Below are 25,655 nucleotides of genomic sequence, written 5' to 3' on the forward strand. Positions count from 1 at the left end.
TTACACCCCTTCAGCGACATAGCGGGCAATGATATCGCCCATTTCATCGGTACTGACTGCCGCCGTGCCGCGTGCTAAATCACCGGTACGGACGCCTTCTTCTAACGCCCGGTTAATGGCGTTTTCAATTGCGGTTGCTGCATCGCCGGCATCAAGGCTGTAGCGCAGCAGCAGGGCCAGGGAGAGGATCTGCGCAATCGGGTTGGCAATGTTTTTACCCGCGATATCCGGCGCAGAGCCGCCCGCAGGTTCATACAGGCCAAAGCCTTCTTCATTCAGGCTGGCTGAAGGCAGCATGCCCATGGAGCCGGTGATCATTGCACACTCGTCCGACAGAATATCGCCGAACAGATTGGAGCACAGCAGCACGTCAAACTGTGACGGATCTTTAATCAGCTGCATGGTTGCGTTGTCGATATACATATGCGACAGCTCAACGTCAGGATACTGTTTCGCGATTTCACCGACGATTTCACGCCACAAAATGGACGACTGCAGCACGTTCGCTTTATCGATAGAGGTCACTTTATGGCGACGTTTGCGCGCAGACTCAAAAGCGATATGGGCGATACGCTCAATTTCGAAACGATGGTAGACCTCGGTATCAAAGGCTTTCTCGTGTTGGCCGCTGCCTTCACGACCTTTTGGTTGGCCGAAATAGATGCCGCCGGTCAACTCGCGCACGCACAGAATATCGAAACCGTTCGCGGCGATGTCCGCGCGCAGCGGGCAGAACTCTTCCAGACCCTGATACAGCTTCGCCGGACGCAGGTTGCTGAACAGTTTGAAATGCTTACGCAGCGGCAGCAGGGCACCGCGTTCCGGCTGCTCTGCGGGTGGCAAATGCTCCCATTTCGGGCCGCCTACGGAGCCAAACAGCACGGCATCAGCATTCTCGCAGCCTTCAACGGTGGCTTTTGGCAGTGGCGTACCGTGATTATCGATAGCAATACCGCCCACATCGTAGTGGCTGGTGGTAATTTTCATCGCAAAACGCGAACGAACGGCTTCCAGTACTTTCAGCGCTTGTGCCATCACTTCCGGGCCAATACCGTCACCCGGCAACACAGCAATATGGTAACTCTTCGACATTACACGGTTTCCTTTTTGTTCTCTTTATTCTGAGCTTTGCGTTGCAATTCTTTTTCAACTTCGGCGGCGCGCCAGATATTGTTCAGGACATGCACCATCGCTTTTGCGGAGGATTCAACAATATCCGTCGCCAGACCCACACCGTGGAAACGGCGGCCATTGTAGTTGACGACAATATCCACCTGACCGAGGGCATCTTTACCGTGGCCTTTGGCCGTCAGGTCATATTTAACCAGCTCAATGTCGTACTCGGTGATGCGGTTAATCGCCTGGTAGATAGCATCGACCGGACCGTTGCCGTTTGCAGCTTCAGCTTTTATTGCCTCACCGCAAGCCAGTTTGACCGAGGCGGTGGCAATGTCGCTGGAGCCTGACTGCACGTTGAAGTAATCCAGGCGGAAGTGCTCCGGCTCTTCCTGCTGCTTGTTGATGAAGGCCAACGCTTCCAGGTCATAGTCGAATACCTGACCTTTTTTGTCGGCCAGCTTCACGAATGCGTCGTACAGCTGATCCATGTTGTATTCGCTGTCTTTGTAACCCATCTCTTCCATACGGTGCTTCACGGCCGCACGGCCGGAGCGAGAGGTCAGATTCAGCTGAACCTGGTTCAGGCCAATGGATTCCGGGGTCATGATTTCGTAGTTTTCGCGGTTCTTCAGCACGCCATCCTGGTGAATACCCGAGGAGTGAGCGAACGCACCGGTGCCGACAATGGCTTTGTTGGCAGGAATAGGCATGTTGCAAATCTGGCTGACGGTCTGGCTGGTACGCCAGATTTCGTTGTGATTAATGCGCGTATTGACGTTCATGATGTCTTTACGCACTTTAATCGCCATGATCACTTCTTCCAGCGAGCAGTTACCCGCGCGCTCACCGATACCGTTCATCGCGCCTTCAACCTGACGCGCACCGGCGTGGACGGCGGCAATGGCATTGCCTACGGCCAGACCTAAATCATCATGGGTATGAACGGAGATAATCGCTTTATCGATATTGGGTACGCGGTCATACAGGCCGGTGATGATATTGGAGAATTCAAACGGCATCGTGTAGCCGACGGTATCCGGGATGTTGATGGTTTTCGCGCCCGCATTGATGGCCGCTTCAACCACGCGCGCCAAATCTTCAATTGGCGTGCGGCCTGCGTCTTCGCACGAAAATTCAACGTCATCCGTATAGTTACGCGCACGTTTAACCATGTACACCGCACGTTCAATCACCTCATCCAGCGTGCTGCGCAGCTTGGTGGCGATATGCATGGGGGACGTCGCAATAAAGGTGTGAATACGGAAGGCTTCGGCGACTTTCAGCGACTCGGCCGCAACGTCGATATCTTTCTCAACACAGCGGGCCAGGCCACATACGCGGCTGTTTTTAATCGTGCGCGCAATGGTTTGTACCGATTCAAAATCACCCGGAGAAGAGACAGGGAAACCCACCTCCATCACGTCGACACCCATACGTTCGAGAGCCAGGGCAATCTGCAGTTTTTCTTTCACACTCAGGCTTGCCTGTAATGCTTGTTCACCGTCACGCAAAGTAGTATCGAAAATAATAACTTGCTGGCTCATGGGTTAGGTCCTTGTCAGTCTGAGGGCGCCATGCTACGAGCATAAAAAAACCCGCGCAGTGGCGCGGGTTTCTAGTCTTACTGGTGACGATTCAACGCTGAATTTCGCCCGCCAGTCTACCGCGCACAGAGGATGCGTTTAGTAGTAGTAGACCGGTGAAACGAATGGTGCGAATCATGAATCGTGCTCCGTGAAATGTAATATGCTTTTAGTGGTACTGGATACGGCGACGCATGTCAATACCTGAGACCAGAATTGAACCTTATCACCCGATTTGACGGGGTGGTCACTTTAGCTAATTGTGCTGGTTCGTCGCTGGTAGTCCCCTTTAATTGTCTATTTTTGGACTGAGAATTCATTTCTGGAATGATTTAAATATAATTAGTAGCAATTCAACATACGTCGCGTAAGCCAATAGCGTGTCTTGAAATGTCTTTTATTTCATAAATTTATAGATGTGGTGAATGTTTCTCGGGCTTACGATGCGGATATTGTGATACGTGATTGTTAATTATTGAGGGTGGTTTTCCATTAATAGTTTAATAAAACTTAAGTCATCATTAACCTGTGGACGATTGTTTATTTGTCTGAATTATGGTTTCATGCCGGTCATAATCTAATTGTTATCCCTTAGACTAAATTTTATATTTTCATCAATGAGATGTGAATTACCCATTTTTTAAGGGTGTTTTCTTTATATTATCCGAATTTTAAACAATTCTCTTTCGCTGGTTTTATCTGCATGGTAAATCATATTTTTCGAACTTATTACTTTACCTTGGCAAAGGGAGTTTAGCGTGACAGTGGAGTCAGAAATGCCAGAAAATAATATTACTCAACCTCAAGTTTATAATGGGGTAAAACCTCAGTTACGCACAGTGGATCTCAATCTGTTAACCGTATTTGATGCGGTGATGCAGGAACAGAATATCACTCGAGCAGCCCAGTCTCTGGGCATGTCTCAGCCCGCCGTAAGTAATGCCGTCGCCAGGCTTAAGGTGATGTTTAATGACGAATTGTTTGTTCGCTACGGGAGAGGGATTCAGCCCACAGCGCGTGCATTTCAGCTATTTGGTTCTATCCGCCAGGCGCTGCAGCTGGTTCAGAATGAACTGCCGGGTTCGGGCTTTGAACCCTTAAGCAGTGAGCGAGTTTTCCATCTTTGCGTATGCAGCCCCCTGGATAATTATTTAACATCAGTTATCTACAATAAAGTTGAGGAAATTGCGCCAAATATTCATCTGGTGTTTAAATCATCGTTGAATCAGAACACAGAACACCAGCTTCGTTATCAGGAAACCGAATTTGTTCTGGGATATGAAGAGTTTCGTCGCCCGGAATTCTCCTGTGTCCCCCTGTTTAAAGATGAAATGGTTTTAGTCGCCAGTAAAAAGCATCCGCGTATGAATTCCCCTTTGCGTGAAAGCGATGTTTATAGCGAGCAACATGCCGTGGTTGCGCTCGACAGATATGCCTCATTTAGCCTACCGTGGTATGACACACCGGATAAACAGGCGTGCGTTGCCTATCAGGGCATGGCAATGGTTAGCGTATTAAATGTGGTTTCCCAGACTCACCTGGTGGCAATTGCGCCGCGTTGGCTCGTGGAAGAGTTCTCCGAGCAATTAAACCTGCAGATTCTGCCATTACCGCTCAAATTAAATAGCCGTACCTGTTATCTTTCCTGGCATGAAGCCGCGGGCCGGGATAAAGGGCATCAGTGGATGGAGGAGCTGCTTATTAGCGTCTGCCGGCGATAAACTCCTCAGGATAAATCGCATGACTGATGTGGTTTATCCTGGTTTTTTCAGAATTGGTGCTATTTTATCCTGTGGTGGTTTTTTTCTGGCTGTTGCCAACCTCTCAAAAATAGATGATTTCCTGAATCCTCCCGCTTTTAAGCGATGATTAATCATCGCGCTCGCTAATCCCAGATGAATTCACCATATCCTCATTTAATGGCTGTGTTTTCTGCTTTGAACGCTGCTTGTCTCGTTCGGTTTGCTAATTGCCTGCCTCATAACGAGCGGTTAAGGTAACGATCACTCTGCAAAATATAAGATTGGGTCAATCCAATCGTAAGACGGCGTGGAAATGAATTCTGCAGCCGTCTATAACAAAAAGCCTGGAGGCGAAGCATGGAGATGTTGTCTGGCGCGGAAATGGTCGTCCGATCGCTTATTGATCAGGGCGTGAAGCAAGTGTTTGGCTATCCTGGGGGCGCAGTTCTCGATATCTATGATGCGCTTCATACGGTAGGCGGCATTGACCATGTTCTGGTTCGTCATGAACAGGCGGCGGTTCACATGGCTGACGGGCTGGCCCGTGCTACAGGTGAAGTGGGCGTGGTGTTAGTCACCTCTGGCCCTGGTGCCACAAATGCCATTACCGGTATCGCGACGGCGTATATGGATTCTATCCCGCTGGTTATTCTTTCCGGGCAGGTGGCAACGTCGCTGATTGGCTACGATGCCTTCCAGGAGTGCGACATGGTGGGGATTTCACGCCCCGTGGTTAAGCACAGCTTCCTGGTGAAGCAAACGGAAGATATTCCCGGCGTGCTGAAAAAAGCTTTCTGGCTAGCAGCAAGCGGGCGTCCAGGACCGGTGGTGGTCGATCTGCCGAAAGATATCCTGAACCCGGCGAATAAACTCCCTTACGTCTGGCCGGAGTCGGTCAGTATGCGGTCCTATAATCCGACAACGCAGGGGCACAAAGGCCAGATTAAGCGTGCGCTGCAAACACTTCTGGCAGCGAAAAAGCCGGTTGTCTATGTTGGTGGTGGTGCGGTTAACTCGGCATGCGAAGCTCAGCTTCGTGAGCTTATTGAAAAACTGAATCTTCCTGTTGCCTCATCACTGATGGGCCTGGGCGCGTTCCCGGCGACACATCGTCAGTCTCTGGGTATGTTAGGTATGCATGGCACCTATGAAGCCAACATGACGATGCACCATTCCGATGTCATCTTTGCGGTGGGTGTGCGCTTTGACGATCGCACCACCAATAATCTGGCGAAATACTGTCCCGATGCCACGGTACTGCATATTGATATCGATCCTACCTCCATCTCAAAAACGGTTCCGGCAGATGTACCGATCGTCGGAGATGCGCGTCAGGTTCTTGAGCAGATGTTGGATTTACTGGCTCAGGAAACCGCTTCACAACCGCTGGATGAGATCCGTGACTGGTGGCAGCAGATTGAACAGTGGCGAGCACGCCAGTGCCTGAAGTACGACACGCAAAGCGAGAACATTAAACCGCAGGCCGTTATTGAAGCTATCTGGCGTTTGACGAACGGCGAGGCGTATGTGACGTCTGACGTGGGTCAGCATCAGATGTTTGCTGCGCTGTATTACCCGTTTGATAAACCGCGTCACTGGATCAACTCGGGTGGCTTGGGCACGATGGGTTTTGGTCTGCCAGCCGCGTTGGGCGTGAAGCTGGCTCTGCCGAATGAAACCGTCGTCTGTGTAACGGGTGACGGCAGTATCCAGATGAATATCCAGGAGCTCTCTACGGCACTACAGTATGAACTGCCGGTTCTGGTACTGAACCTGAATAACGGTTACCTCGGCATGGTGAAGCAGTGGCAGGATATGATTTATTCTGGCCGTCACTCTCAGTCTTATATGAAGTCATTGCCCGATTTTGTTCGTCTTGCGGAATCCTACGGGCATATCGGCATGCGAGTAACCGATCCGGCAGAGCTGGAAGCAAAACTCGGTGAAGCGCTTGAGCACGTTAAGAACAACCGCCTCGTTTTCATGGATGTCATCGTTGATGGTACTGAACACGTTTATCCGATGCATATTCGCGGTGGCGGTATGGACGAAATGTGGTTAAGCAAAACGGAGAGAACTTGATATGCGCCGGATATTATCTGTATTACTGGAAAACGAGTCGGGCGCACTGTCACGCGTCATTGGGCTCTTTGCACAGCGCGGCTACAATATTGAAAGCCTGACGGTTGCGCCCACTGATGACCCGACGTTGTCACGCATGACGATTCAGACCGTCGGTGATGCCAAAGTACTTGAGCAGATCGAGAAACAGCTGCACAAGCTGGTCGATGTACTGCGGGTGAGCGAGCTGGGGCAGGGGGCCTACGTTGAGCGTGAAGTGATGCTGGTTAAAATCCAGGCCAGCGGCTACGGGCGCGAAGAGGTCAAGCGCAACACCGATATCTTCCGCGGGCAGATCATTGACGTTACGCCTTCTATATATACTGTTCAACTGGCTGGAACGAGCGATAAGCTGGACGCCTTCCTGGCCTCCGTGCGGGATGTGGCAAAAATAGTTGAAGTTGCGCGCTCGGGCATTGTTGGCCTGTCGCGCGGCGATAAAATCATGCGTTAGTCATCAAAAAGGTTCGCCTCTTTCTGCCCGGTCGCCAAAGCCGGGCTTTTTTTTGCACAAACCGCCGCGAATGCAGATAAAAGCGATTGCCGCGGTGACTATTCTGCGTTTAGATGTTAAAAGATTTAACCATAACCTTGACAGGGCCATGGACTCTTTTCTTTTTTTAAGGGGTAATTGTGAAACTGGATGAAATCGCCCGGCTAGCCGGCGTGTCACGAACGACGGCCAGCTATGTGATTAACGGTAAAGCAAAGCAGTACCGTGTCAGCGATAAGACCGTTGAAAAAGTTATGGCGGTGGTTCGTGAACATAACTACCATCCGAATGCAGTCGCTGCTGGCTTACGTGCCGGTCGCACCCGCTCTATTGGTCTGGTGATCCCGGATCTGGAAAACACCAGCTATACCCGAATCGCCAACTATCTGGAACGTCAGGCTCGCCAGCGCGGCTATCAACTGCTGATTGCCTGCTCGGAAGACCAGCCTGATAACGAAATGCGCTGTATTGAGCATCTGCTCCAGCGCCAGGTCGATGCGATCATCGTTTCAACATCGTTACCGCCAGAACATCCTTTCTATCAACGCTGGGCCAACAACACGTTCCCTATTGTTGCCCTGGATCGTGCGCTGGACAGAGAGCATTTCACAAGCGTTGTCGGTGCCGATCAGGATGATTCAGAAATGCTGGCTGCTGAACTGAGAACCTTCCCGGCTGAAACCGTGCTTTATCTGGGCGCGTTGCCGGAGCTTTCGGTGAGCTTCCTGCGCGAACAAGGATTCAGAACTGCCTGGAAAGACGATCCGCGTGAGGTTCATTATCTGTATGCCAACAGCTATGAACGCGAGGCCGCCGCGCAGCTGTTTGAGAAATGGCTGGAAACGCACCCGATGCCTCAGGCGCTGTTCACCACCTCCTTTGCCCTGCTGCAGGGCGTAATGGACGTGACGCTGCGTCGAGACGGTAAATTGCCATCCGACCTGGCGATTGCGACATTTGGTGATAATGAGCTGCTCGATTTCCTGCAATGCCCTGTCCTGGCCGTGGCTCAGCGCCACCGTGACGTGGCTGAGCGCGTGTTGGAGATCGTGCTTGCAAGCCTGGATGAACCGCGCAAACCTAAGCCGGGGCTGACCCGAATCAAACGTAATCTCTACCGTCGCGGAATTTTAAGCCGCCATTAAAGTAATTGAGGGGTAGTTAAAACTGCCCCATTTCGCTCGAATAATTCGCAAGGTTAATTCCCGAATGAGAATTAGGATAAATCCTTAGGAATCATAGCCTGCTATTTTTCTTAATTCTTTCTGGCTTTTAAATTGTCTTTGAAAGAACAATTAGCGGCTTTTTAAACATCTCATTTGTATTATTTTGTTACAAACACCCTTCAGTCGATGAATATTCAGACGTTTTTCTCCCGTCGCTCCTGATGAACATGCCTGCCCGCGCATTTACGCGATGTTGTAATGAATCTGGCGCTGTTAACCCCAAGCGATATGTCTTAAAATGCTGCCCGCGTCGCAAACTGACACTTTATATTTATCTGCGATGATATTGAGTGAGCCTTAACGCTAGTGTGCATATTCGGTTTTTTTCTTACAAATATTCATGACGTTAATTTTGCCTCGCCAGTTGTGCAGTTATTAACCAGGTCTGTTTATCTCTGTAAATAGAGGGCTTTCGAGTCTTTATAGAGAGAGTCCTGGCTTGACAAGCTTTTCCCTCGCTCCGTAAACTCCTTTAGGTGGGAATTTGTGGGTTAATGTGGTGAGGAGGGGTGAGGCTGGCATGTTCCGTGGAGCTACGTTAGTCAATCTCGACAGCAAAGGGCGTTTATCGGTCCCAACCCGATACCGCGACCAGCTGATCGAGAACGCTTCAGGTCAAATGGTTTGCACCATTGACATCAACTCCCCCTGCCTGCTGCTTTACCCCTTGCCTGAATGGGAAATTATCGAGCAAAAGCTGTCGCGACTGTCGAGCATGAACCCGCAGGAACGCCGCGTACAGCGGTTGTTATTGGGACATGCCAGTGAGTGTCAGATGGATAGCGCTGGGCGATTACTGATTGCACCTGTGTTACGGCAGCATGCCGGTCTGACTAAAGAAGTGATGCTGGTCGGGCAGTTCAACAAGTTTGAACTGTGGGATGAAACGACCTGGTATCAACAGGTCAAGGAAGATATCGACGCTGAGCAGTCTGATTCCGCAACCTTATCGGAACGGCTGCAGGACTTGTCTCTATAAATATGATGGAAAATTATAAACATACAACGGTGTTGCTGGATGAGGCTGTTAACGGCCTGAATATTCGTCCGGACGGCATCTACATTGATGGCACTTTTGGTCGCGGTGGTCACTCGCGTTTAATCCTCTCTCAGCTTGGAGCGGAAGGACGCCTGTTGGCAATCGATCGCGATCCGCAGGCGATCGCCGTTGCGCAAACCATCGATGATCCGCGCTTTTCCATCGTGCATGGACCTTTCTCTTCGCTCGCAGATTATGTTGCTGAGCGGGGCCTGACGGGCAAGATCGACGGGATTCTTCTCGATCTTGGCGTCTCTTCACCGCAGCTTGATGATGCAGAGCGCGGTTTCTCCTTTATGCGTGATGGTCCGCTGGACATGCGCATGGACCCAACGCGCGGGCAGTCTGCCGCTGAGTGGTTACAAACTGCGGATGAAGCCGATATCGCTTGGGTGATCAAAACCTTTGGTGAAGAACGTTTTGGCAAACGCATTGCGCGCGCCATTGTTGAGCGCAACCGCATTGAACCGATGACGCGCACCAAAGAGCTAGCCGAGGTAATTGCAGCTGCAACTCCGGTGAAGGATAAACACAAACATCCCGCGACCCGTACCTTCCAGGCGGTTCGCATCTGGGTAAACAGTGAACTGGAGGAAATAGAGCTGGCGCTAAAAAGCTCGCTTAACGTGCTGGCCCCGGGTGGGCGGTTATCCATCATCAGTTTCCATTCGCTGGAAGATCGCATTGTGAAACGCTTTATGCGTGAACAAAGCCGCGGTCCACAAGTTCCTGCGGGGCTGCCGATGACGGAAGAACAACTCAGCAAGCTGGGTGGCCGTTATTTGCGAGCATTAGGCAAGTTGATGCCGGGTGAAGAAGAAGTGGCAGAGAATCCACGTGCCCGTAGTTCAGTGCTGCGAATTGCAGAGAGGACGAACGCATGATCAGCAGAGTGACAGAGACCCTAAGCAAAGTTAAGGATTCGTTAGGAAGCAACGAGCGCCATGCCTTGCCTGGCGTGATCGGCGACGATCTTTTGCGGTTTGGGAAGCTGCCACTCTGCTTGTTCATTTGCATCATTGTGACGGCAGTGACGGTGGTGACAACAGCCCACCATACGCGTTTATTAACTGCGCAACGCGAGCAGATGGTACTGGAACGCGATGCGCTGGATATCGAATGGCGAAATTTAATTCTTGAAGAAAATGCGCTCGGCGATCACAGCCGGGTAGAACGGATCGCAACGGAAAAGCTGCAATTGCAGCATGTTGATCCTTCGCAGGAAAATATTGTAGTACAAAAATAAGGGAAAACGCGACGCATGAAAGCAGCGGCAAAAACGCTAAAACCAAAACGTCAGGAAGAACAGGCCAACTTTGTCAGTTGGCGTTTTGCGTTGCTATGCGGCTGCATTTTACTGGCGCTGGGTTTCCTGCTGGGACGCGTGGCGTGGTTGCAGATTATCGCGCCTGACATGCTGGTCCGCCAGGGAGACATGCGCTCTCTGCGCGTACAGGAAGTCGCAACATCCCGTGGAATGATCACCGACCGTTCTGGCCGTCCGCTGGCCGTGAGTGTGCCGGTAAAGGCGATTTGGGCCGATCCAAAAGAGCTGCATGATGCTGGTGGGATCACCCTCGATAATCGCTGGAAAGCCCTGTCGGATGCCCTGAAGATGCCGCTCGATCAGCTTGCATCACGCGTTAACGCCAACCCGAAAGGGCGTTTTATCTATCTGGCACGTCAGGTGAACCCTGATATGGCGGACTACATTAGAAAACTGAAGCTTCCGGGGATCCATCTGCGTGAAGAATCACGTCGTTACTATCCTTCTGGCGAAGTAACTGCGCACCTCATTGGTTTTACGAACGTCGATAGCCAGGGGATCGAGGGGGTCGAAAAGAGCTTTGATAAGTGGCTCACCGGCCAACCGGGCGAGCGTATTGTGCGTAAGGACCGTTACGGCCGCGTCATTGAAGATATCTCTTCAACCGACAGTCAGGCGGCGCACAACCTGGCGTTGAGCATTGATGAACGCTTACAGGCGCTGGTTTATCGCGAGTTGAATAACGCCGTTGCCTTTAACAAAGCTGAATCCGGCAGCGCTGTGCTGGTCGACGTTTCTACGGGCGAAGTGCTGGCGATGGCCAGTAGCCCGTCTTACAACCCAAATAACTTCGCTGGCACTGCTAAAGATGCGATGCGTAACCGGTCAATCACTGACGTGTTCGAGCCGGGCTCCACCGTAAAACCTATGGTTGTAATGACTGCGCTTCAGCGCGGCATTGTGAATGAAAGTACCGTTCTAAATACAATTCCTTACCGCATTAACGGGCACGAAATCAAAGACGTGGCGCGTTACAGCGAACTGACCCTGACCGGGGTCTTACAGAAGTCGAGTAACGTCGGTGTTTCAAAGCTGGCGTTAGCGATGCCGTCCTCAGCGTTAGTAGACACTTACTCACGTTTTGGGCTGGGAAAAGCGACCAATTTGGGGTTGGTCGGAGAACGCAGTGGCTTATATCCTCAAAAACAACGGTGGTCTGACATAGAGAGGGCCACCTTCTCTTTCGGCTACGGGCTAATGGTAACCCCGTTACAGTTAGCGCGAGTCTACGCAACGATTGGCAGCTATGGCGTTTATCGCCCGCTGTCGATTACCAAAGTTGATCCACCGGTTCCGGGCGAGCGTATCTTCCCGGAATCTATCGTTCGTACCGTTGTGCATATGATGGAAAGCGTCGCGCTGCCCGGCGGCGGCGGCGTGAAGGCGGCGATCAAAGGCTATCGCATCGCCATTAAAACCGGTACGGCGAAAAAAGTGGGGCCAGACGGCCGTTACATCAACAAATACATTGCCTATACCGCAGGCGTTGCGCCTGCAAGCAATCCGCGTTTTGCGCTGGTGGTCGTCATTAACGATCCACAGGCGGGTAAATACTACGGCGGCGCCGTCTCCGCGCCTGTTTTCGGGGCAATCATGGGTGGCGTACTGCGCACCATGAACATTGAACCGGATGCGCTGGCGACGGGCGAAAAAAGTGAATTTGTAACTAATCAAGGCGAGGGTACAGGTGGCAGATCGTAATTTGCGCGACCTTCTTGCTCCGTGGGTGCCACATGCACCGGAGCGAGCACTGCGAGAGATGACACTGGACAGCCGGGTGGCTGCTTCTGGCGATCTTTTTGTGGCGGTGGTGGGTCATCAGGCGGACGGGCGTCGTTATATCCCGCAGGCGATTGCGCAAGGTGTTGCTGCCATTATTGCTGAGGCCAAAGATGAGGCAACAGATGGTGAAATCCGTGAAATGCACGGTGTGCCGGTTATCTATCTTAGCCAGTTAAATGAGCGTCTTTCCGCGCTGGCAGGGCGTTTCTATCATGAACCTTCCGACCAGTTACGTCTGGTTGGCGTAACGGGCACGAACGGAAAAACCACTACCACGCAGCTGATGGCGCAATGGGCTCAGCTACTGGGTGAAACCGGCGCAGTAATGGGCACGGTGGGTAACGGCCTGCTGGGTAAAGTCAGCCCGACTGAAAATACCACCGGTTCAGCGGTCGACGTACAGCATGTGCTTGCGGGGCTGGCTGGGCAGGGGGCAACTTTTGCTGCCATGGAAGTCTCCTCTCATGGTCTGGTACAGCATCGCGTGGCCGCGCTGAAATTTGCTGCTTCTGTATTCACGAACCTGAGTCGCGATCATCTTGATTATCATGGTGATATGGAACATTACGAAGCCGCAAAATGGCTGCTTTACTCCACGCATCACTGTGGTCAGGCGATCATCAACGCTGATGACGAAGTGGGTCGCCGCTGGCTGGCAAAACTGCCGGATGCCGTGGCGGTGTCGATGGAAGACCATATCAACCCGAATTGCCGAGGCCGCTGGCTGAAGGCCGTTGAGGTTAACTATCACGACAGCGGCGCGACTATCCGTTTCGCCTCCTCATGGGGTGATGGCGAGCTTGAAAGCCGTCTTATGGGGGCGTTTAACGTCAGCAATCTTCTTCTGGCGCTGGCGACGCTGCTGGCGCTGGGTTATCCGATGGCAGAACTGGTGAACACCGCTGAGCGCCTTCAGCCCGTTTGTGGCCGTATGGAAGTATTCAGCGCGCCGGGTAAACCTACCGTGGTGGTGGATTATGCCCACACGCCGGATGCGCTTGAAAAAGCGCTGGAAGCGGCTCGTCTGCACTGCGCGGGTAAACTCTGGTGTGTCTTTGGCTGTGGCGGTGACCGCGATAAAGGCAAACGTCCGTTAATGGGAGCGATTGCTGAACAGTTTGCGGATATTCCGGTTGTCACCGATGACAACCCGCGCACCGAAGAGCCGCGCGCCATTATTAACGATATTCTTGCGGGTATGCTGGACGCAGGGCGCGCCCGCGTGGTGGAAGGCCGTGCGGAAGCGGTAACCAATGCCATTATGCAGGCGCGTGAGAACGATGTTGTTCTGCTGGCCGGTAAAGGCCACGAAGATTATCAGATTGTCGGGAATCGTCGTCTGGACTACTCCGACCGCGTAACGGCAGCACGTTTGCTGGGGGTAGTGGCATGATTAGCATTACGCTGAGCCAGGCCGCTGCGGTATTGCAGGGCGAGCTGCTGGGCCAGGATAAAGTTATCGACGCAGTGACCACGGACACCCGTAAAGTGACCGCGGGCTGCCTGTTTGTGGCGCTAAAAGGCGAGCGTTTTGACGCGCACGATTTTGTGGAACAGGCCAAAGAGAAGGGGGCGGGCGCGCTGTTGGTCAGCCGCAGGCTCGATATCGATTTACCGCAGATTGTCGTAAAAGATACGCGTCTGGCGTTCGGTCAGCTGGCGGCATGGGTTCGTCAGCAGGTTCCTACCCGCGTTGTGGCGCTGACGGGCTCATCGGGTAAAACGTCGGTAAAAGAGATGACGGCGGCGATCCTCAGCCAGTGCGGAAACACACTTTATACCGCGGGCAATCTAAATAATGACATCGGCGTGCCGATGACATTACTCCGCCTGACTAAAGAACATGAATTTGCGGTGATCGAATTAGGTGCAAACCACCAGGGCGAAATCGCCTGGACCGTGAGCCTGACTCGCCCGGAAGCGGCGCTGGTGAACAATCTGGCTGCCGCGCACCTGGAGGGTTTCGGGTCGCTGGAAGGGGTGGCGAAAGCTAAAGGTGAGATTTACACCGGACTGCCGGTTGACGGTATTGCCATTATGAATGCCGATAATAACGACTGGCTGAACTGGCAAAGCATCATTGGTGGGCGTAAGACCTGGCGCTTCTCGCCGAATGCGGCCAACAGTGATTTTACCGCAACCAATATCCATGTGACCTCGCATGGTACGGAATTCACGCTTAATACCCCTACGGGGGGCATTGACGTGCTGTTACCGCTCCCGGGGCGCCATAACATCGCTAATGCGCTCGCGGCAGCAGCATTGTCGATGGCGGTAGGTGTACCGCATGACGCGATTAAAGCCGGTCTCGCAAATTTAAAAGCCGTGCCGGGGCGTCTGTTTCCGATCCCGCTGGCGGAAAACAAACTGCTTCTGGATGACTCCTACAACGCTAACGTTGGTTCCATGACGGCGGCGGTTCAGGTGTTGTCAGAAATGCCAGGCTATCGCGTGATGGTCGTTGGCGATATGGCCGAGCTGGGCGACGAAAGCGAAGCCTGTCATACCCAGGTGGGCGAGGCGGCGAAAGCTGCAGGGCTGGATTGCGTGCTGAGTGTAGGAAAATTGAGCCAGGCCATTAGCGATGCTAGCGGCGTGGGCGAGCATTTTGCCGATAAAGCAGCATTGATTGAACGTCTTAACTCATTGATTAACGAAAAACAAATTGTGACTGTGCTAGTTAAAGGTTCACGTAGTGCCGCCATGGAAGAGGTTGTGCACGCATTACAGGAGAACGGGACATGTTAGTTTGGCTGGCCGAACATTTGGTCAAATATTATTCAGGCTTTAACGTCTTTTCCTATCTGACGTTTCGCGCCATTGTCAGCCTGCTGACTGCGCTGTTCATCTCTTTGTGGATGGGCCCGCGCATGATTGCCCGTCTGCAAAAACTCTCTTTCGGCCAGGTTGTCCGTAACGACGGCCCGGAATCGCACTTCAGCAAGCGCGGTACCCCGACCATGGGCGGGATCATGATCCTGACCGCCATCGTCGTTTCCGTGCTGCTGTGGGCCTATCCGTCTAACCCGTACGTCTGGTGTGTGCTGACCGTGTTGGTGGGTTACGGCATTATTGGCTTCGTCGATGACTATCGCAAAGTGGTACGCAAAGACACCAAAGGTCTGATTGCCCGCTGGAAGTATTTCTGGATGTCGGTCATTGCGCTGGGCGTGGCCTTTGCGCTGTATCTTGCAGGGAAAGACACGCCAGCCACCGAGCTGGTGGTGCCGTTCTTTAAAGATGTTATGCCGCAGCTGGGTCTGTTCTACATCTTACTGGCGTACTTCGTGATTGTAGGTACCGGTAACGCCGTGAACCTCACCGATGGTCTGGATGGCCTGGCGATTATGCCGACCGTTTTTGTCGCCGGTGGGTTCGCGCTGGTGGCGTGGGCGACCGGTAACATGAATTTTGCGAACTATCTGCACATTCCGTACCTGCGTCACGCTGGTGAACTGGTGATCGTCTGTACGGCAATTGTCGGTGCGGGGCTGGGCTTCCTGTGGTTCAACACCTATCCGGCTCAGGTCTTTATGGGCGACGTCGGTTCGCTGGCACTGGGCGGTGCGCTGGGTATTATCGCCGTGCTGCTGCGCCAGGAGTTCCTGCTGGTGATCATGGGCGGCGTGTTTGTGGTTGAAACCCTGTCGGTCATTTTGCAGGTCGGTTCCTTCAAGCTGCGCGGTCAGCGCATCTTCCGCATGGCACCGATTCACCACCACTATGAACTGAAAGGCTGGCCGGAGCCGCGCGTAATTGTGCGCTTCTGGATTATTTCGCTGATGCTGGTGCTGATTGGCCTGGCAACGCTGAAGGTACGTTAATCATGGCAGATTACCAGGGCAAAAAAGTCGTTATCATCGGGTTGGGCCTGACCGGGCTCTCCTGCGTGGACTTTTTCCTCGCGCGCGGTGTGACGCCGCGCGTGATGGATACGCGTGTTTCTCCGCCGGGTCTGGATAAACTGCCGGAACAGGTTGAACGCCACCTTGGTGGTCTTAATGATGACTGGCTGCTGGCTGCCGATCTGATTGTGGCGAGCCCGGGCATGGCGCTGGCGCATCCTTCACTTAGCGCAGCTTCCGATGCAGGCGTTGAGATTGTCGGTGACATCGAACTGTTCTGTCGCGAAGCACAGGCTCCTGTTATTGCCATTACCGGTTCTAACGGCAAAAGCACGGTTACCACGCTGGTCGGAGAGATGGCTAAGGCTGCGGGTAAGAATGTTGGCGTGGGCGGTAACATCGGTCTGCCTGCGCTGATGCTGTTAGATAAGGGCTGCGAGCTGTACGTACTGGAACTTTCAAGCTTTCAGCTGGAAACGACCTCAAGCCTTCACGCAGCCGCAGCGACGATCCTGAACGTGACTGAAGATCATATGGACAGGTATCCATTTGGCCTGCAGCAGTATCGTGCGGCCAAGCTGCGCGTCTATGAAAATGCCAAAGTGTGTGTGGTCAACGCCGATGATGCGCTGACTATGCCGGTGCGTGGTGCAGATGAGCGCTGCATTAGCTTTGGTATCACGATGGGTGATTATCACTTGAACCGTCAGTTGGGTGAAACCTGGCTGCGCGTGAAGGGTGAGAAGGTACTGAACGTGAAAGAGATGCCACTTTCTGGCCTGCATAACTACACCAATGCTCTGGCTGCACTGGCGCTGGCGGATGCTGTTGGCCTGCCGCGCTCGTCCAGCCTGAAAGCGCTGACCACCTTTACCGGTCTGGCTCACCGCTTCCAGCGGGTACTCGAACACAACGGCGTGCGTTGGATCAATGATTCAAAAGCGACCAACGTGGGAAGCACCGAAGCTGCACTGAACGGTCTGGACGTTGAAGGCACGCTGCATCTGCTGCTTGGCGGCGACGGTAAATCAGCCGATTTCTCCTCGCTGAAGCCCTATCTCGCCGGAGACAATGTCCGTCTGTACTGTTTTGGCCGAGACGGTGGCGAGCTGGCGGCACTACGCCCTGAGGTTGCCGAGCAAACCGAGACGATGGAACAGGCGATGCGTCTGATTGCTCCGCGCGTGAAGCCGGGCGATATGGTGCTGCTTTCCCCGGCCTGTGCCAGTCTGGATCAGTTCAAGAATTTCGAACAGCGCGGTGATGTCTTTGCCCGCCTGGCGAAGGAGTTAGGCTAATGCGTTTATCTCTCCCTCGCCTGAAAATACCGCGCCTGCCAGGATTTGGCATCCTGGCGTGGGTGTTTGCAGCGCTTAAAGGCTGGGTGATGGCTTCGCGGGATAAAGATTCCGACAGCCTTATCATGTACGACCGCACGCTATTCTGGCTTACGCTAGGGCTGGCGGCGATCGGCTTTATCATGGTGACGTCGGCATCGATGCCCGTTGGTCAGCGACTGGCTAACGATCCTTTCCTGTTTGCCAAGCGTGACGGTTTGTACATCATTCTCGCATTCTGTTTGGCGATGGTGACCTTACGTTTGCCCATGGAATTCTGGCAGCGGCACAGTACGGCCATGCTGATCGCCTCAATCATTATGCTGCTGATCGTACTGGTGGTGGGGAGCTCCGTAAACGGTGCATCGCGCTGGATTGCTTTCGGCCCACTGCGTATTCAGCCTGCGGAATTTACCAAGCTGTCCCTGTTCTGCTATCTGGCTAACTACCTGGTGCGTAAAGTTGATGAAGTGCGTAATAACCTGCGCGGCTTCTTAAAACCGATGGGGGTTATCCTGGTGCTGGCGGTGTTACTGCTTGCGCAGCCTGACCTCGGTACGGTGGTGGTGCTGTTTGTAACCACGCTGGCTATGCTGTTCCTGGCCGGCGCGAAGCTCTGGCAGTTCATCGCCATTATCGGCATGGGGATTTCGGCCGTCGTGCTGCTGATTCTTGCTGAACCTTACCGTATCCGCCGCGTAACCTCGTTCTGGAACCCGTGGGAAGATCCGTTTGGCAGCGGTTATCAGTTGACGCAGTCGCTGATGGCGTTTGGCCGCGGTGAAGTCTGGGGTCAAGGTCTGGGTAACTCAGTGCAGAAACTGGAGTATTTACCCGAAGCACATACGGACTTCATCTTCTCCATTATTGGGGAAGAACTGGGTTATATCGGTGTGGTATTGGCACTATTAATGGTATTCTTCGTCGCTTTCCGCGCCATGTCGATTGGCCGGAAAGCGCTGGAGATCGATCACCGCTTCTCAGGTTTCTTGGCCTGTTCAATAGGTATCTGGTTTAGCTTCCAGGCATTGGTCAACGTCGGGGCCGCAGCGGGTATGCTGCCGACCAAAGGTCTGACGTTGCCGTTGATCAGTTATGGTGGGTCCAGTCTGTTGATTATGTCGACGGCCATCATGTTCTTGTTACGCATAGATTATGAAACGCGTTTGCAGAAAGCTCAGGCGTTTACTCGAGGTTCACGATGAATCAACCGAAGCGGTTAATGGTGATGGCAGGCGGTACCGGTGGGCATGTGTTCCCGGGCCTGGCGGTTGCGCACCATTTAATGGATCAGGGCTGGCAGGTACGCTGGCTGGGAACCGCAGACCGCATGGAAGCCGATCTGGTACCGAAACACGGTATTGAGATCGACTTTATTCGTATTTCAGGCCTCCGTGGCAAAGGCATTAAAGCTCAGCTTCTGGCACCCGTGCGCATTTTTAATGCCTGGCGCCAGGCGCGTAACATCATGAAGCGCTTTAAGCCGGATGTGGTGTTAGGGATGGGCGGCTATGTTTCTGGCCCCGGTGGGTTGGCCGCATGGTCGCTGGGTATTCCTGTTGTGTTGCATGAGCAGAACGGCATTGCTGGGTTGACCAACAAGTGGCTGGCGAAAATTGCCACCAAAGTGATGCAGGCCTTCCCTGGCGCGTTCCCGAAAGCGGACGTCGTTGGGAACCCGGTGCGTGTGGACGTGCTGGCATTGCCGCTCCCCGACGTCCGACTGAATGGTCGTGAAGGACCGGTACGCGTACTGGTCGTCGGCGGCTCTCAGGGTGCACGCATTTTAAACCAGACGATGCCGCAGGTTGCCGCAAAGCTGGGTAGCGCAGTCACGATCTGGCATCAAAGCGGTAAAGGCGCGCAGCAGACCGTTGAGCAGGCTTACGCAGCAGAAGGTCAGCCTCAGCATAAAGTGACGGAATTTATCGACGACATGGCGGCAGCTTATGCCTGGGCCGATGTCGTGGTGTGCCGTTCGGGTGCGTTGACGGTGAGTGAAATCGCCGCCGCAGGTTTACCCGCCCTGTTTGTGCCGTTCCAGCACAAAGACCGACAGCAGTACTGGAATGCGCTGCCGCTTGAGAAAGCCGGCGCCGCGAAGATTTTTGAGCAGCCACAATTTACCGTTGATGCGGTCGCCACCACCCTGGCGGGCTGGAACAGAGACGCATTGCTGGAGATGGCACAACGCGCTCGCGCGACCGCCATCCCGGATGCGACGGAACGGGTGGCAAAAGAAGTGAGCCTGGCAGCCCAGGTTTAACCCTCGCAGCGCGTATTGCGTTGCACGAATTTTTAAGTAGTCGATGGCGTTTAGAGAATGAATACACAACAACTGGCAAAACTGCGTTCAATCGTGCCCGAGATGCGTCGCGTCCGGCACATTCACTTTGTCGGCATCGGTGGTGCTGGCATGGGCGGTATTGCCGAAGTGTTAGCTAACGAAGGTTACCAGATCAGTGGTTCCGATCTGGCGCCAAACCCTGTTACGCAGCAGCTGGCGTCGCTTGGGGCGACTATCTATTTCAACCATCGTCCGGAAAACGTGCGCGATGCGAGCGTGGTTGTAGTATCCAGCGCCATCTCTTCTGAAAACCCAGAGATCGTAGCCGCGCACGAAGCGCGCATCCCGGTTATCCGCCGTGCTGAAATGCTGGCAGAACTGATGCGGTTCCGTCACGGCATTGCGGTTGCTGGCACGCACGGTAAAACCACGACGACGGCGATGGTGTCCAGCATTTACGCTGAAGCGGGCCTGGATCCTACGTTTGTGAACGGTGGTCTGGTGAAAGCAGCAGGCGTGCACGCGCGCCTGGGGCACAGCCGTTACCTGATTGCGGAAGCGGACGAGAGCGATGCGTCGTTCCTGCACCTGCAGCCGATGGTGGCGATTGTCACCAATATCGAAGCCGATCACATGGATACCTATCAGGGCGACTTCGAGAATTTGAAGCAGACCTTTATCAACTTCCTGCACAACTTGCCGTTTTATGGTCGTGCGGTGATGTGTGTTGACGATCCGGTGATCCGCGAGCTGCTGCCGCGCGTTGGCCGTCAAATTACCACCTACGGTTTCAGCGAAGACGCTGACGTACGCGTGGAAGATTACAAACAGAGCGGGGCGCAGGGGCATTTCACCCTGGCGCGTCAGGACAAAGAATTGCTGCACGTGACGCTGAACGCACCTGGACGTCACAACGCACTGAACGCCGCCGCGGCGGTTGCCGTGGCAACCGAAGAAGGCATTGACGACGACGCTATCCTGCGCGCACTCGAAAGCTTCCAGGGCACCGGGCGTCGTTTCGACTTCCTCGGCGAATTCCCGCTGGAGGCTGTGAACGGTAAACCGGGTACCGCCATGCTGGTGGACGACTACGGTCACCACCCGACCGAAGTGGACGCGACCATCAAGGCCGCGCGCGCGGGCTGGCCAGATAAAAATCTGGTCATGATCTTCCAGCCGCACCGCTTCACGCGTACTCGAGACCTGTATGACGATTTCGCCAACGTGCTGTCCCAGGTGGATACGCTGCTGATGCTGGATGTCTATTCTGCGGGCGAAGCGCCGATTCCGGGCGCTGATAGCCGTTCTTTATGTCGAACTATTCGCGGACGCGGTAAAGTGGACCCTATTTTGGTTTCTGATCCGGCCCAGGTGGCAGAGATACTGGCGCCGGTTCTGACGGGTAACGACTTGATTTTGATTCAGGGTGCGGGAAATATCGGCAAAATCGCCCGTACCTTAGCCGAAATCAAACTGAAGCCGCAAACTCAGGAGGTCGAACGTCATGGCTGATAAGATTGCGGTCCTGTTTGGCGGCACCTCCGCCGAGCGCGAGGTTTCCCTGAATTCCGGCACAGCCGTACTGGCGGGTCTGCGTGAAGGTGGCGTGGATGCACATCCGGTCGATCCAAAAGAGGTCGACGTTACGCAACTGAAAGCGATGGGCTTTGATAAAGTCTTCATTGCGCTGCATGGCCGCGGTGGCGAAGACGGGACCCTGCAAGGACTGCTGGATGTCATCGGTATGCCCTATACCGGCAGCGGCGTAATGGCATCGGCTATTTCTATGGACAAGCTACGCAGCAAACTGCTGTGGCAGGGCGCGGGTTTACCCGTTGCGCCATGGGTCGCATTAACGCGTCGCGAGTTTGAATTGGGCCTGTTGGACAGCGTTAATACACGCATTGCCGCTTTGGGCTTACCGGTTATTGTAAAGCCGAGCCGCGAAGGGTCGAGCGTGGGCATGTCGAAAGTGGATAAAGCTGATGATTTAGCCGCTGCTTTGTCTCTGGCATTTCAACATGATGAAGAAGTTCTGATTGAAAAATGGCTTAGCGGGCCGGAATTTACCGTCGCGATGCTTGGCGAAGAAATTTTACCGTCGATTCGCATCCAACCCGCTGGAGTCTTCTATGATTATGAGGCGAAGTATCTCTCTGATGAGACGCAATATTTCTGTCCAAGTGGTCTTGAAGAAGAACGTGAAGCAGATTTACAGTCCCTGGTGCTTAAAGCCTGGCATGTTCTGGGCTGTCAGGGTTGGGGTCGCATTGACGTGATGCTCGACGGTGACGGGCAATTTTATCTGCTGGAAGCAAACACCTCCCCTGGCATGACCAGCCACAGCCTGGTGCCAATGGCCGCTCGTCAGGCGGGAATGAGCTTCTCACAGTTAATCGTACGTATTCTGGACCAGGCGGGCTGATATGTCTCAGGCTGCATTGAACACGCGCAACCGCGATGAAGAGGAAGAATATTCGTCTTCACGCCGGAGTAATGGAACGCGTCTTGCAGGGATTATTTTCCTGCTGGGGGTGCTGTGCACCGTGTTTATCAGCGGCTGGATGGTACTGGGGTGGATGGAAGACGCACAACGGTTGCCGCTTTCGAAGCTGGTGGTAACCGGTGAACGTCACTACACGCGTAACGATGATATTCGCCAGTCAATTCTGGCACTGGGTTCGCCTGGCACCTTTATGACCCAGGATGTCAATATTATCCAGAGTCAGATTGAACGACTGCCCTGGATAAAACAGGCAAGCGTAAGAAAGCAATGGCCTGATGAATTGAAGATTCATCTGGTTGAATATGTGCCCATTGCGCGTTGGAATGATCAGCACATGGTTGACGTAGACGGAAATTCCTTCAGCGTCCCAAGCGATCGTGTCAACAAGCAAAATTTACCGATGTTGTATGGCCCGGAAGGCAGCGAGAATGAAGTATTACAAGGTTTTCGCGAAATGGGTCAGGTGCTGGCGAAGGACAGGTTTACGTTAAAAGACGCAGCGATGACGGCGCGCCGTTCATGGCAGCTGACGTTAACAAACGGCATTAAGCTTAACCTGGGTCGCGGCGACACAATGAAGCGTCTGGCGCGTTTTGTAGAACTTTACCCGGTTTTACAGCAGCAGGCGCAGACGGACGGCAAACGGATAAGCTACGTTGATTTGCGCTATGACTCAGGCGCAGCAGTCGGTTGGGAGCCGGCTCCGGTCGAGGAACCTAATCAGCAACAGAATCAGGCACAGGTACAGGCAGAACAACAATGATCAAGGCGACGGACAGAAAACTGGTAGTTGGACTGGAGATTGGCACCGCGAAGGTTGCCGCTTTAGTAGGGGAAGTTCTGCCCGACGGTATGGTCAATATCATTGGCGTGGGCAGTTGCCCTTCCCGTGGTATGGATAAAGGTGGGGTAAACGACCTTGAGTCGGTAGTGAAATGCGTACAGCGCGCTATCGATCAGGCTGAATTGATGGCAGATTGCCAGATTTCCTCTGTCTATCTGGCCCTCTCTGGTAAGCACATTAGCTGCCAGAACGAAATCGGTATGGTACCGATTTCAGAAGAAGAAGTGACGCAGGAGGACGTTGAGAACGTCGTGCATACGGCAAAATCGGTGCGCGTGCGCGATGAGCATCGTGTGCTGCACGTGATTCCGCAGGAATATGCGATTGATTACCAGGAAGGGATTAAGAACCCGGTTGGTTTGTCCGGCGTGCGTATGCAGGCAAAAGTGCACCTGATCACATGTCACAACGATATGGCGAAGAACATCGTCAAAGCTGTTGAACGTTGTGGCCTGAAAGTTGACCAACTTATTTTTGCAGGACTGGCCGCAAGCTATTCCGTGCTGACCGAAGACGAACGTGAACTGGGCGTCTGTGTGGTGGATATTGGTGGTGGTACAATGGACATGGCCGTATATACCGGCGGTGCGCTGCGCCACACAAAAGTGATCCCTTATGCTGGGAACGTTGTGACCAGCGATATTGCTTACGCCTTTGGTACGCCACCGAGCGATGCAGAGGCGATTAAAGTGCGTCACGGCTGTGCACTGGGTTCTATCGTTGGCAAAGATGAGAGCGTTGAAGTGCCGAGCGTAGGTGGTCGTCCACCGCGTAGCCTGCAGCGCCAGACGTTGGCAGAGGTCATTGAGCCGCGCTACACCGAGCTGCTCAATCTGGTCAACGAAGAGATTTTGCAGTTACAGGAACAGCTTCGTCAGCAGGGGGTTAAACATCATCTTGCGGCGGGGATTGTATTAACCGGCGGGGCAGCGCAAATTGAAGGTCTTGCGGCCTGCGCTCAGCGCGTGTTCCATACGCAAGTGCGTATCGGTGCGCCGCTGAATATTACCGGTTTAACGGATTATGCTCAGGAGCCGTACTATTCAACGGCCGTGGGCCTGCTCCACTACGGGAAAGAATCCCATCTGAGTGGTGAAGCAGAAGTGGAAAAACGCGTCTCGGTGGGGTCGTGGGTCAAACGACTCAACACCTGGTTGCGAAAAGAGTTTTAATTTTTTTAAGAGACCGGAGAGAATTAGCGGTCTCGGGCGACAGGCACAACGGAGAGAGAAATTATGTTTGAACCTATGGAACTGACCAACGACGCGGTGATTAAAGTCATCGGCGTCGGTGGCGGCGGCGGTAACGCCGTAGAGCATATGGTGCGCGAGCGCATTGAAGGTGTTGAATTCTTTGCGGTCAACACCGATGCACAGGCGCTGCGTAAGACGGCGGTTGGCCAGACGATTCAGATCGGCGGTGGTATCACCAAAGGTCTGGGGGCTGGGGCTAACCCGGAAGTTGGCCGCAACGCGGCTGAAGAAGATCGTGAAGCACTGCGCGCTGCACTGGAAGGTGCGGACATGGTCTTCATTGCTGCAGGCATGGGCGGCGGTACCGGTACCGGTGCAGCACCTGTTGTTGCTGAAGTGGCAAAAGATTTGGGTATCCTGACCGTTGCTGTCGTGACGAAGCCTTTCAATTTTGAAGGCAAGAAACGTATGGCATTTGCGGAGCAGGGTATCACCGAGCTGTCCAAGCATGTGGACTCCCTGATTACCATCCCGAACGACAAGCTGTTGAAAGTTCTGGGTCGCGGTATCTCCCTGCTGGATGCCTTTGGCGCAGCAAACGACGTGCTGAAAGGCGCGGTTCAGGGTATCGCTGAACTGATTACTCGTCCTGGCCTGATGAACGTTGACTTTGCAGACGTTCGCACCGTGATGTCCGAAATGGGCTACGCGATGATGGGTTCTGGCGTGGCAAGCGGTGAAGACCGTGCAGAAGAAGCGGCTGAAATGGCTATCTCTTCTCCTCTGCTGGAAGATATCGACCTGTCTGGCGCGCGCGGCGTGCTGGTCAACATTACCGCTGGCTTTGACCTGCGTCTGGATGAGTTCGAAACCGTGGGTAATACCATCCGTGCGTTCGCTTCTGATAACGCGACCGTGGTAATCGGTACCTCCCTTGACCCGGAAATGAACGACGAGCTGCGCGTGACTGTTGTTGCGACAGGTATCGGTATGGACAAGCGTCCAGAGATCACTCTGGTAACGAACAAACAGACTCAGCAACCGGTGATGGATCGTTACCAGCAGCACGGTATGGCTCCGCTGACTCAAGAGCAGAAACCGGCCGCGAAAGTGGTTAACGACACAACGCCACAAACGGCGAAAGAACCAGATTATCTGGATATCCCAGCGTTCCTGCGTAAGCAAGCTGACTAAGAATTGGCTGGAATTTG

At 53.6% G+C, this 25,655-nt stretch carries 23 protein-coding genes; 20 read left to right on the forward strand and 3 right to left on the reverse strand.

All coding sequences use genetic code 11. The features are described from left to right. The 3 genes from leuB to leuL all read right to left on the reverse strand — a co-directional run bounded on the left by leuB (position 1) and on the right by leuL (position 2,841). Positions 1-1,092 carry a 3-isopropylmalate dehydrogenase gene (gene leuB, locus V5P19_RS13190; protein ID WP_334403933.1) on the reverse strand — a complete coding sequence of 364 codons (1,092 nt, stop codon included), beginning with the start codon at positions 1,090-1,092 and terminating at the stop codon, positions 1-3. Then, on the reverse strand, positions 1,092-2,663 hold the full coding sequence (gene leuA, locus V5P19_RS13195; RefSeq protein WP_334403935.1) for a 2-isopropylmalate synthase: 1,572 nt from the start codon (positions 2,661-2,663) through the stop codon (positions 1,092-1,094). Before leuA ends, leuB begins: the two co-directional genes overlap by 1 nt. Positions 2,664-2,754: 91 nt before the next feature. Further along, on the reverse strand, positions 2,755-2,841 hold the full coding sequence (gene leuL / locus V5P19_RS24725; protein WP_071830037.1) for a leu operon leader peptide: 87 nt from the start codon (positions 2,839-2,841) through the stop codon (positions 2,755-2,757). Positions 2,842-3,478: 637 nt separating this feature from the next. Between leuL and leuO the strand changes: the two genes are divergently transcribed. The 20 genes from leuO (at position 3,479) to ftsZ (ending at position 25,638) form a co-directional block, all read left to right on the forward strand. Next, the gene (gene leuO / locus V5P19_RS13200) at positions 3,479-4,423 is read left to right on the forward strand and encodes a transcriptional regulator LeuO (RefSeq protein WP_334403937.1); all 945 of its coding nucleotides are present in this window, start codon (positions 3,479-3,481) and stop codon (positions 4,421-4,423) included. Between the two features lie 19 nt (positions 4,424-4,442). Beyond that, entirely contained in the window at positions 4,443-4,571 is a 129-nt protein-coding gene (locus V5P19_RS13205) for a hypothetical protein (protein ID WP_334403939.1), read from the forward strand. A 230-nt stretch (positions 4,572-4,801) separates the two neighbouring features. Then, positions 4,802-6,526 (forward strand): acetolactate synthase 3 large subunit, encoded by a 1,725-nt coding sequence (gene ilvI / locus V5P19_RS13210; RefSeq protein ID WP_334403940.1) that lies wholly within the window; start codon positions 4,802-4,804, stop codon positions 6,524-6,526. Between the two features lies 1 nt (position 6,527). Continuing rightward, positions 6,528-7,019: an acetolactate synthase small subunit gene (ilvN, locus tag V5P19_RS13215; protein WP_006173870.1), complete on the forward strand. Its 492-nt coding sequence runs from the start codon at positions 6,528-6,530 to the stop codon at positions 7,017-7,019. Positions 7,020-7,198: 179 nt separating this feature from the next. Next, positions 7,199-8,203, forward strand: coding sequence for a catabolite repressor/activator (gene cra, locus V5P19_RS13220; RefSeq protein WP_334403943.1), 1,005 nt, complete (start codon positions 7,199-7,201; stop codon positions 8,201-8,203). 601 nt (positions 8,204-8,804) lie between these two features. Further along, positions 8,805-9,263 (forward strand): division/cell wall cluster transcriptional repressor MraZ, encoded by a 459-nt coding sequence (gene mraZ, locus V5P19_RS13225; protein WP_014882537.1) that lies wholly within the window; start codon positions 8,805-8,807, stop codon positions 9,261-9,263. A gap of 2 nt (positions 9,264-9,265) precedes the next feature. Next, entirely contained in the window at positions 9,266-10,207 is a 942-nt protein-coding gene (rsmH, locus tag V5P19_RS13230; protein ID WP_334403946.1) for a 16S rRNA (cytosine(1402)-N(4))-methyltransferase RsmH, read from the forward strand. Further along, positions 10,204-10,569: a cell division protein FtsL gene (gene ftsL / locus V5P19_RS13235; RefSeq protein WP_014830643.1), complete on the forward strand. Its 366-nt coding sequence runs from the start codon at positions 10,204-10,206 to the stop codon at positions 10,567-10,569. Before rsmH ends, ftsL begins: the two co-directional genes overlap by 4 nt. A gap of 15 nt (positions 10,570-10,584) precedes the next feature. Further along, on the forward strand, positions 10,585-12,351 hold the full coding sequence (locus V5P19_RS13240; protein WP_334403949.1) for a peptidoglycan glycosyltransferase FtsI: 1,767 nt from the start codon (positions 10,585-10,587) through the stop codon (positions 12,349-12,351). Beyond that, positions 12,338-13,825, forward strand: coding sequence for a UDP-N-acetylmuramoyl-L-alanyl-D-glutamate--2,6-diaminopimelate ligase (gene murE / locus V5P19_RS13245; protein ID WP_334403951.1), 1,488 nt, complete (start codon positions 12,338-12,340; stop codon positions 13,823-13,825). The genes V5P19_RS13240 and murE overlap by 14 nt, the downstream gene beginning before the upstream one ends. Further along, on the forward strand, positions 13,822-15,180 hold the full coding sequence (gene murF, locus V5P19_RS13250) for a UDP-N-acetylmuramoyl-tripeptide--D-alanyl-D-alanine ligase (RefSeq protein WP_334403953.1): 1,359 nt from the start codon (positions 13,822-13,824) through the stop codon (positions 15,178-15,180). The genes murE and murF overlap by 4 nt, the downstream gene beginning before the upstream one ends. Further along, positions 15,174-16,256: a phospho-N-acetylmuramoyl-pentapeptide-transferase gene (mraY, locus tag V5P19_RS13255; protein ID WP_003856353.1), complete on the forward strand. Its 1,083-nt coding sequence runs from the start codon at positions 15,174-15,176 to the stop codon at positions 16,254-16,256. Before murF ends, mraY begins: the two co-directional genes overlap by 7 nt. A 2-nt stretch (positions 16,257-16,258) precedes the next feature. Continuing rightward, positions 16,259-17,575: a UDP-N-acetylmuramoyl-L-alanine--D-glutamate ligase gene (murD, locus tag V5P19_RS13260; RefSeq protein WP_334403954.1), complete on the forward strand. Its 1,317-nt coding sequence runs from the start codon at positions 16,259-16,261 to the stop codon at positions 17,573-17,575. Continuing rightward, complete coding sequence (gene ftsW, locus V5P19_RS13265) at positions 17,575-18,819, forward strand: cell division protein FtsW (protein WP_334403956.1); 1,245 nt, start codon at positions 17,575-17,577, stop codon at positions 18,817-18,819. The genes murD and ftsW overlap by 1 nt, the downstream gene beginning before the upstream one ends. Beyond that, on the forward strand, positions 18,816-19,880 hold the full coding sequence (murG, locus tag V5P19_RS13270) for an undecaprenyldiphospho-muramoylpentapeptide beta-N-acetylglucosaminyltransferase (RefSeq protein ID WP_334403958.1): 1,065 nt from the start codon (positions 18,816-18,818) through the stop codon (positions 19,878-19,880). The genes ftsW and murG overlap by 4 nt, the downstream gene beginning before the upstream one ends. 57 nt (positions 19,881-19,937) lie before the next feature. Then, entirely contained in the window at positions 19,938-21,413 is a 1,476-nt protein-coding gene (murC, locus tag V5P19_RS13275) for a UDP-N-acetylmuramate--L-alanine ligase (RefSeq protein ID WP_334403960.1), read from the forward strand. Further along, positions 21,406-22,326: a D-alanine--D-alanine ligase gene (locus V5P19_RS13280; protein ID WP_334403962.1), complete on the forward strand. Its 921-nt coding sequence runs from the start codon at positions 21,406-21,408 to the stop codon at positions 22,324-22,326. Before murC ends, V5P19_RS13280 begins: the two co-directional genes overlap by 8 nt. A 1-nt stretch (position 22,327) precedes the next feature. After that, entirely contained in the window at positions 22,328-23,170 is an 843-nt protein-coding gene (gene ftsQ, locus V5P19_RS13285) for a cell division protein FtsQ (RefSeq protein ID WP_334403964.1), read from the forward strand. Then, entirely contained in the window at positions 23,167-24,423 is a 1,257-nt protein-coding gene (ftsA, locus tag V5P19_RS13290; RefSeq protein WP_010426970.1) for a cell division protein FtsA, read from the forward strand. The genes ftsQ and ftsA overlap by 4 nt, the downstream gene beginning before the upstream one ends. A gap of 63 nt (positions 24,424-24,486) precedes the next feature. After that, positions 24,487-25,638 carry a cell division protein FtsZ gene (ftsZ, locus tag V5P19_RS13295; protein WP_131633946.1) on the forward strand — a complete coding sequence of 384 codons (1,152 nt, stop codon included), beginning with the start codon at positions 24,487-24,489 and terminating at the stop codon, positions 25,636-25,638. Positions 25,639-25,655: the final 17 nt, after the last annotated feature.

Source organism: Enterobacter sp. UNJFSC 003 (assembly GCF_036903355.1).
In the GTDB taxonomy this organism is placed as follows: Bacteria; Pseudomonadota; Gammaproteobacteria; order Enterobacterales; family Enterobacteriaceae; genus Enterobacter.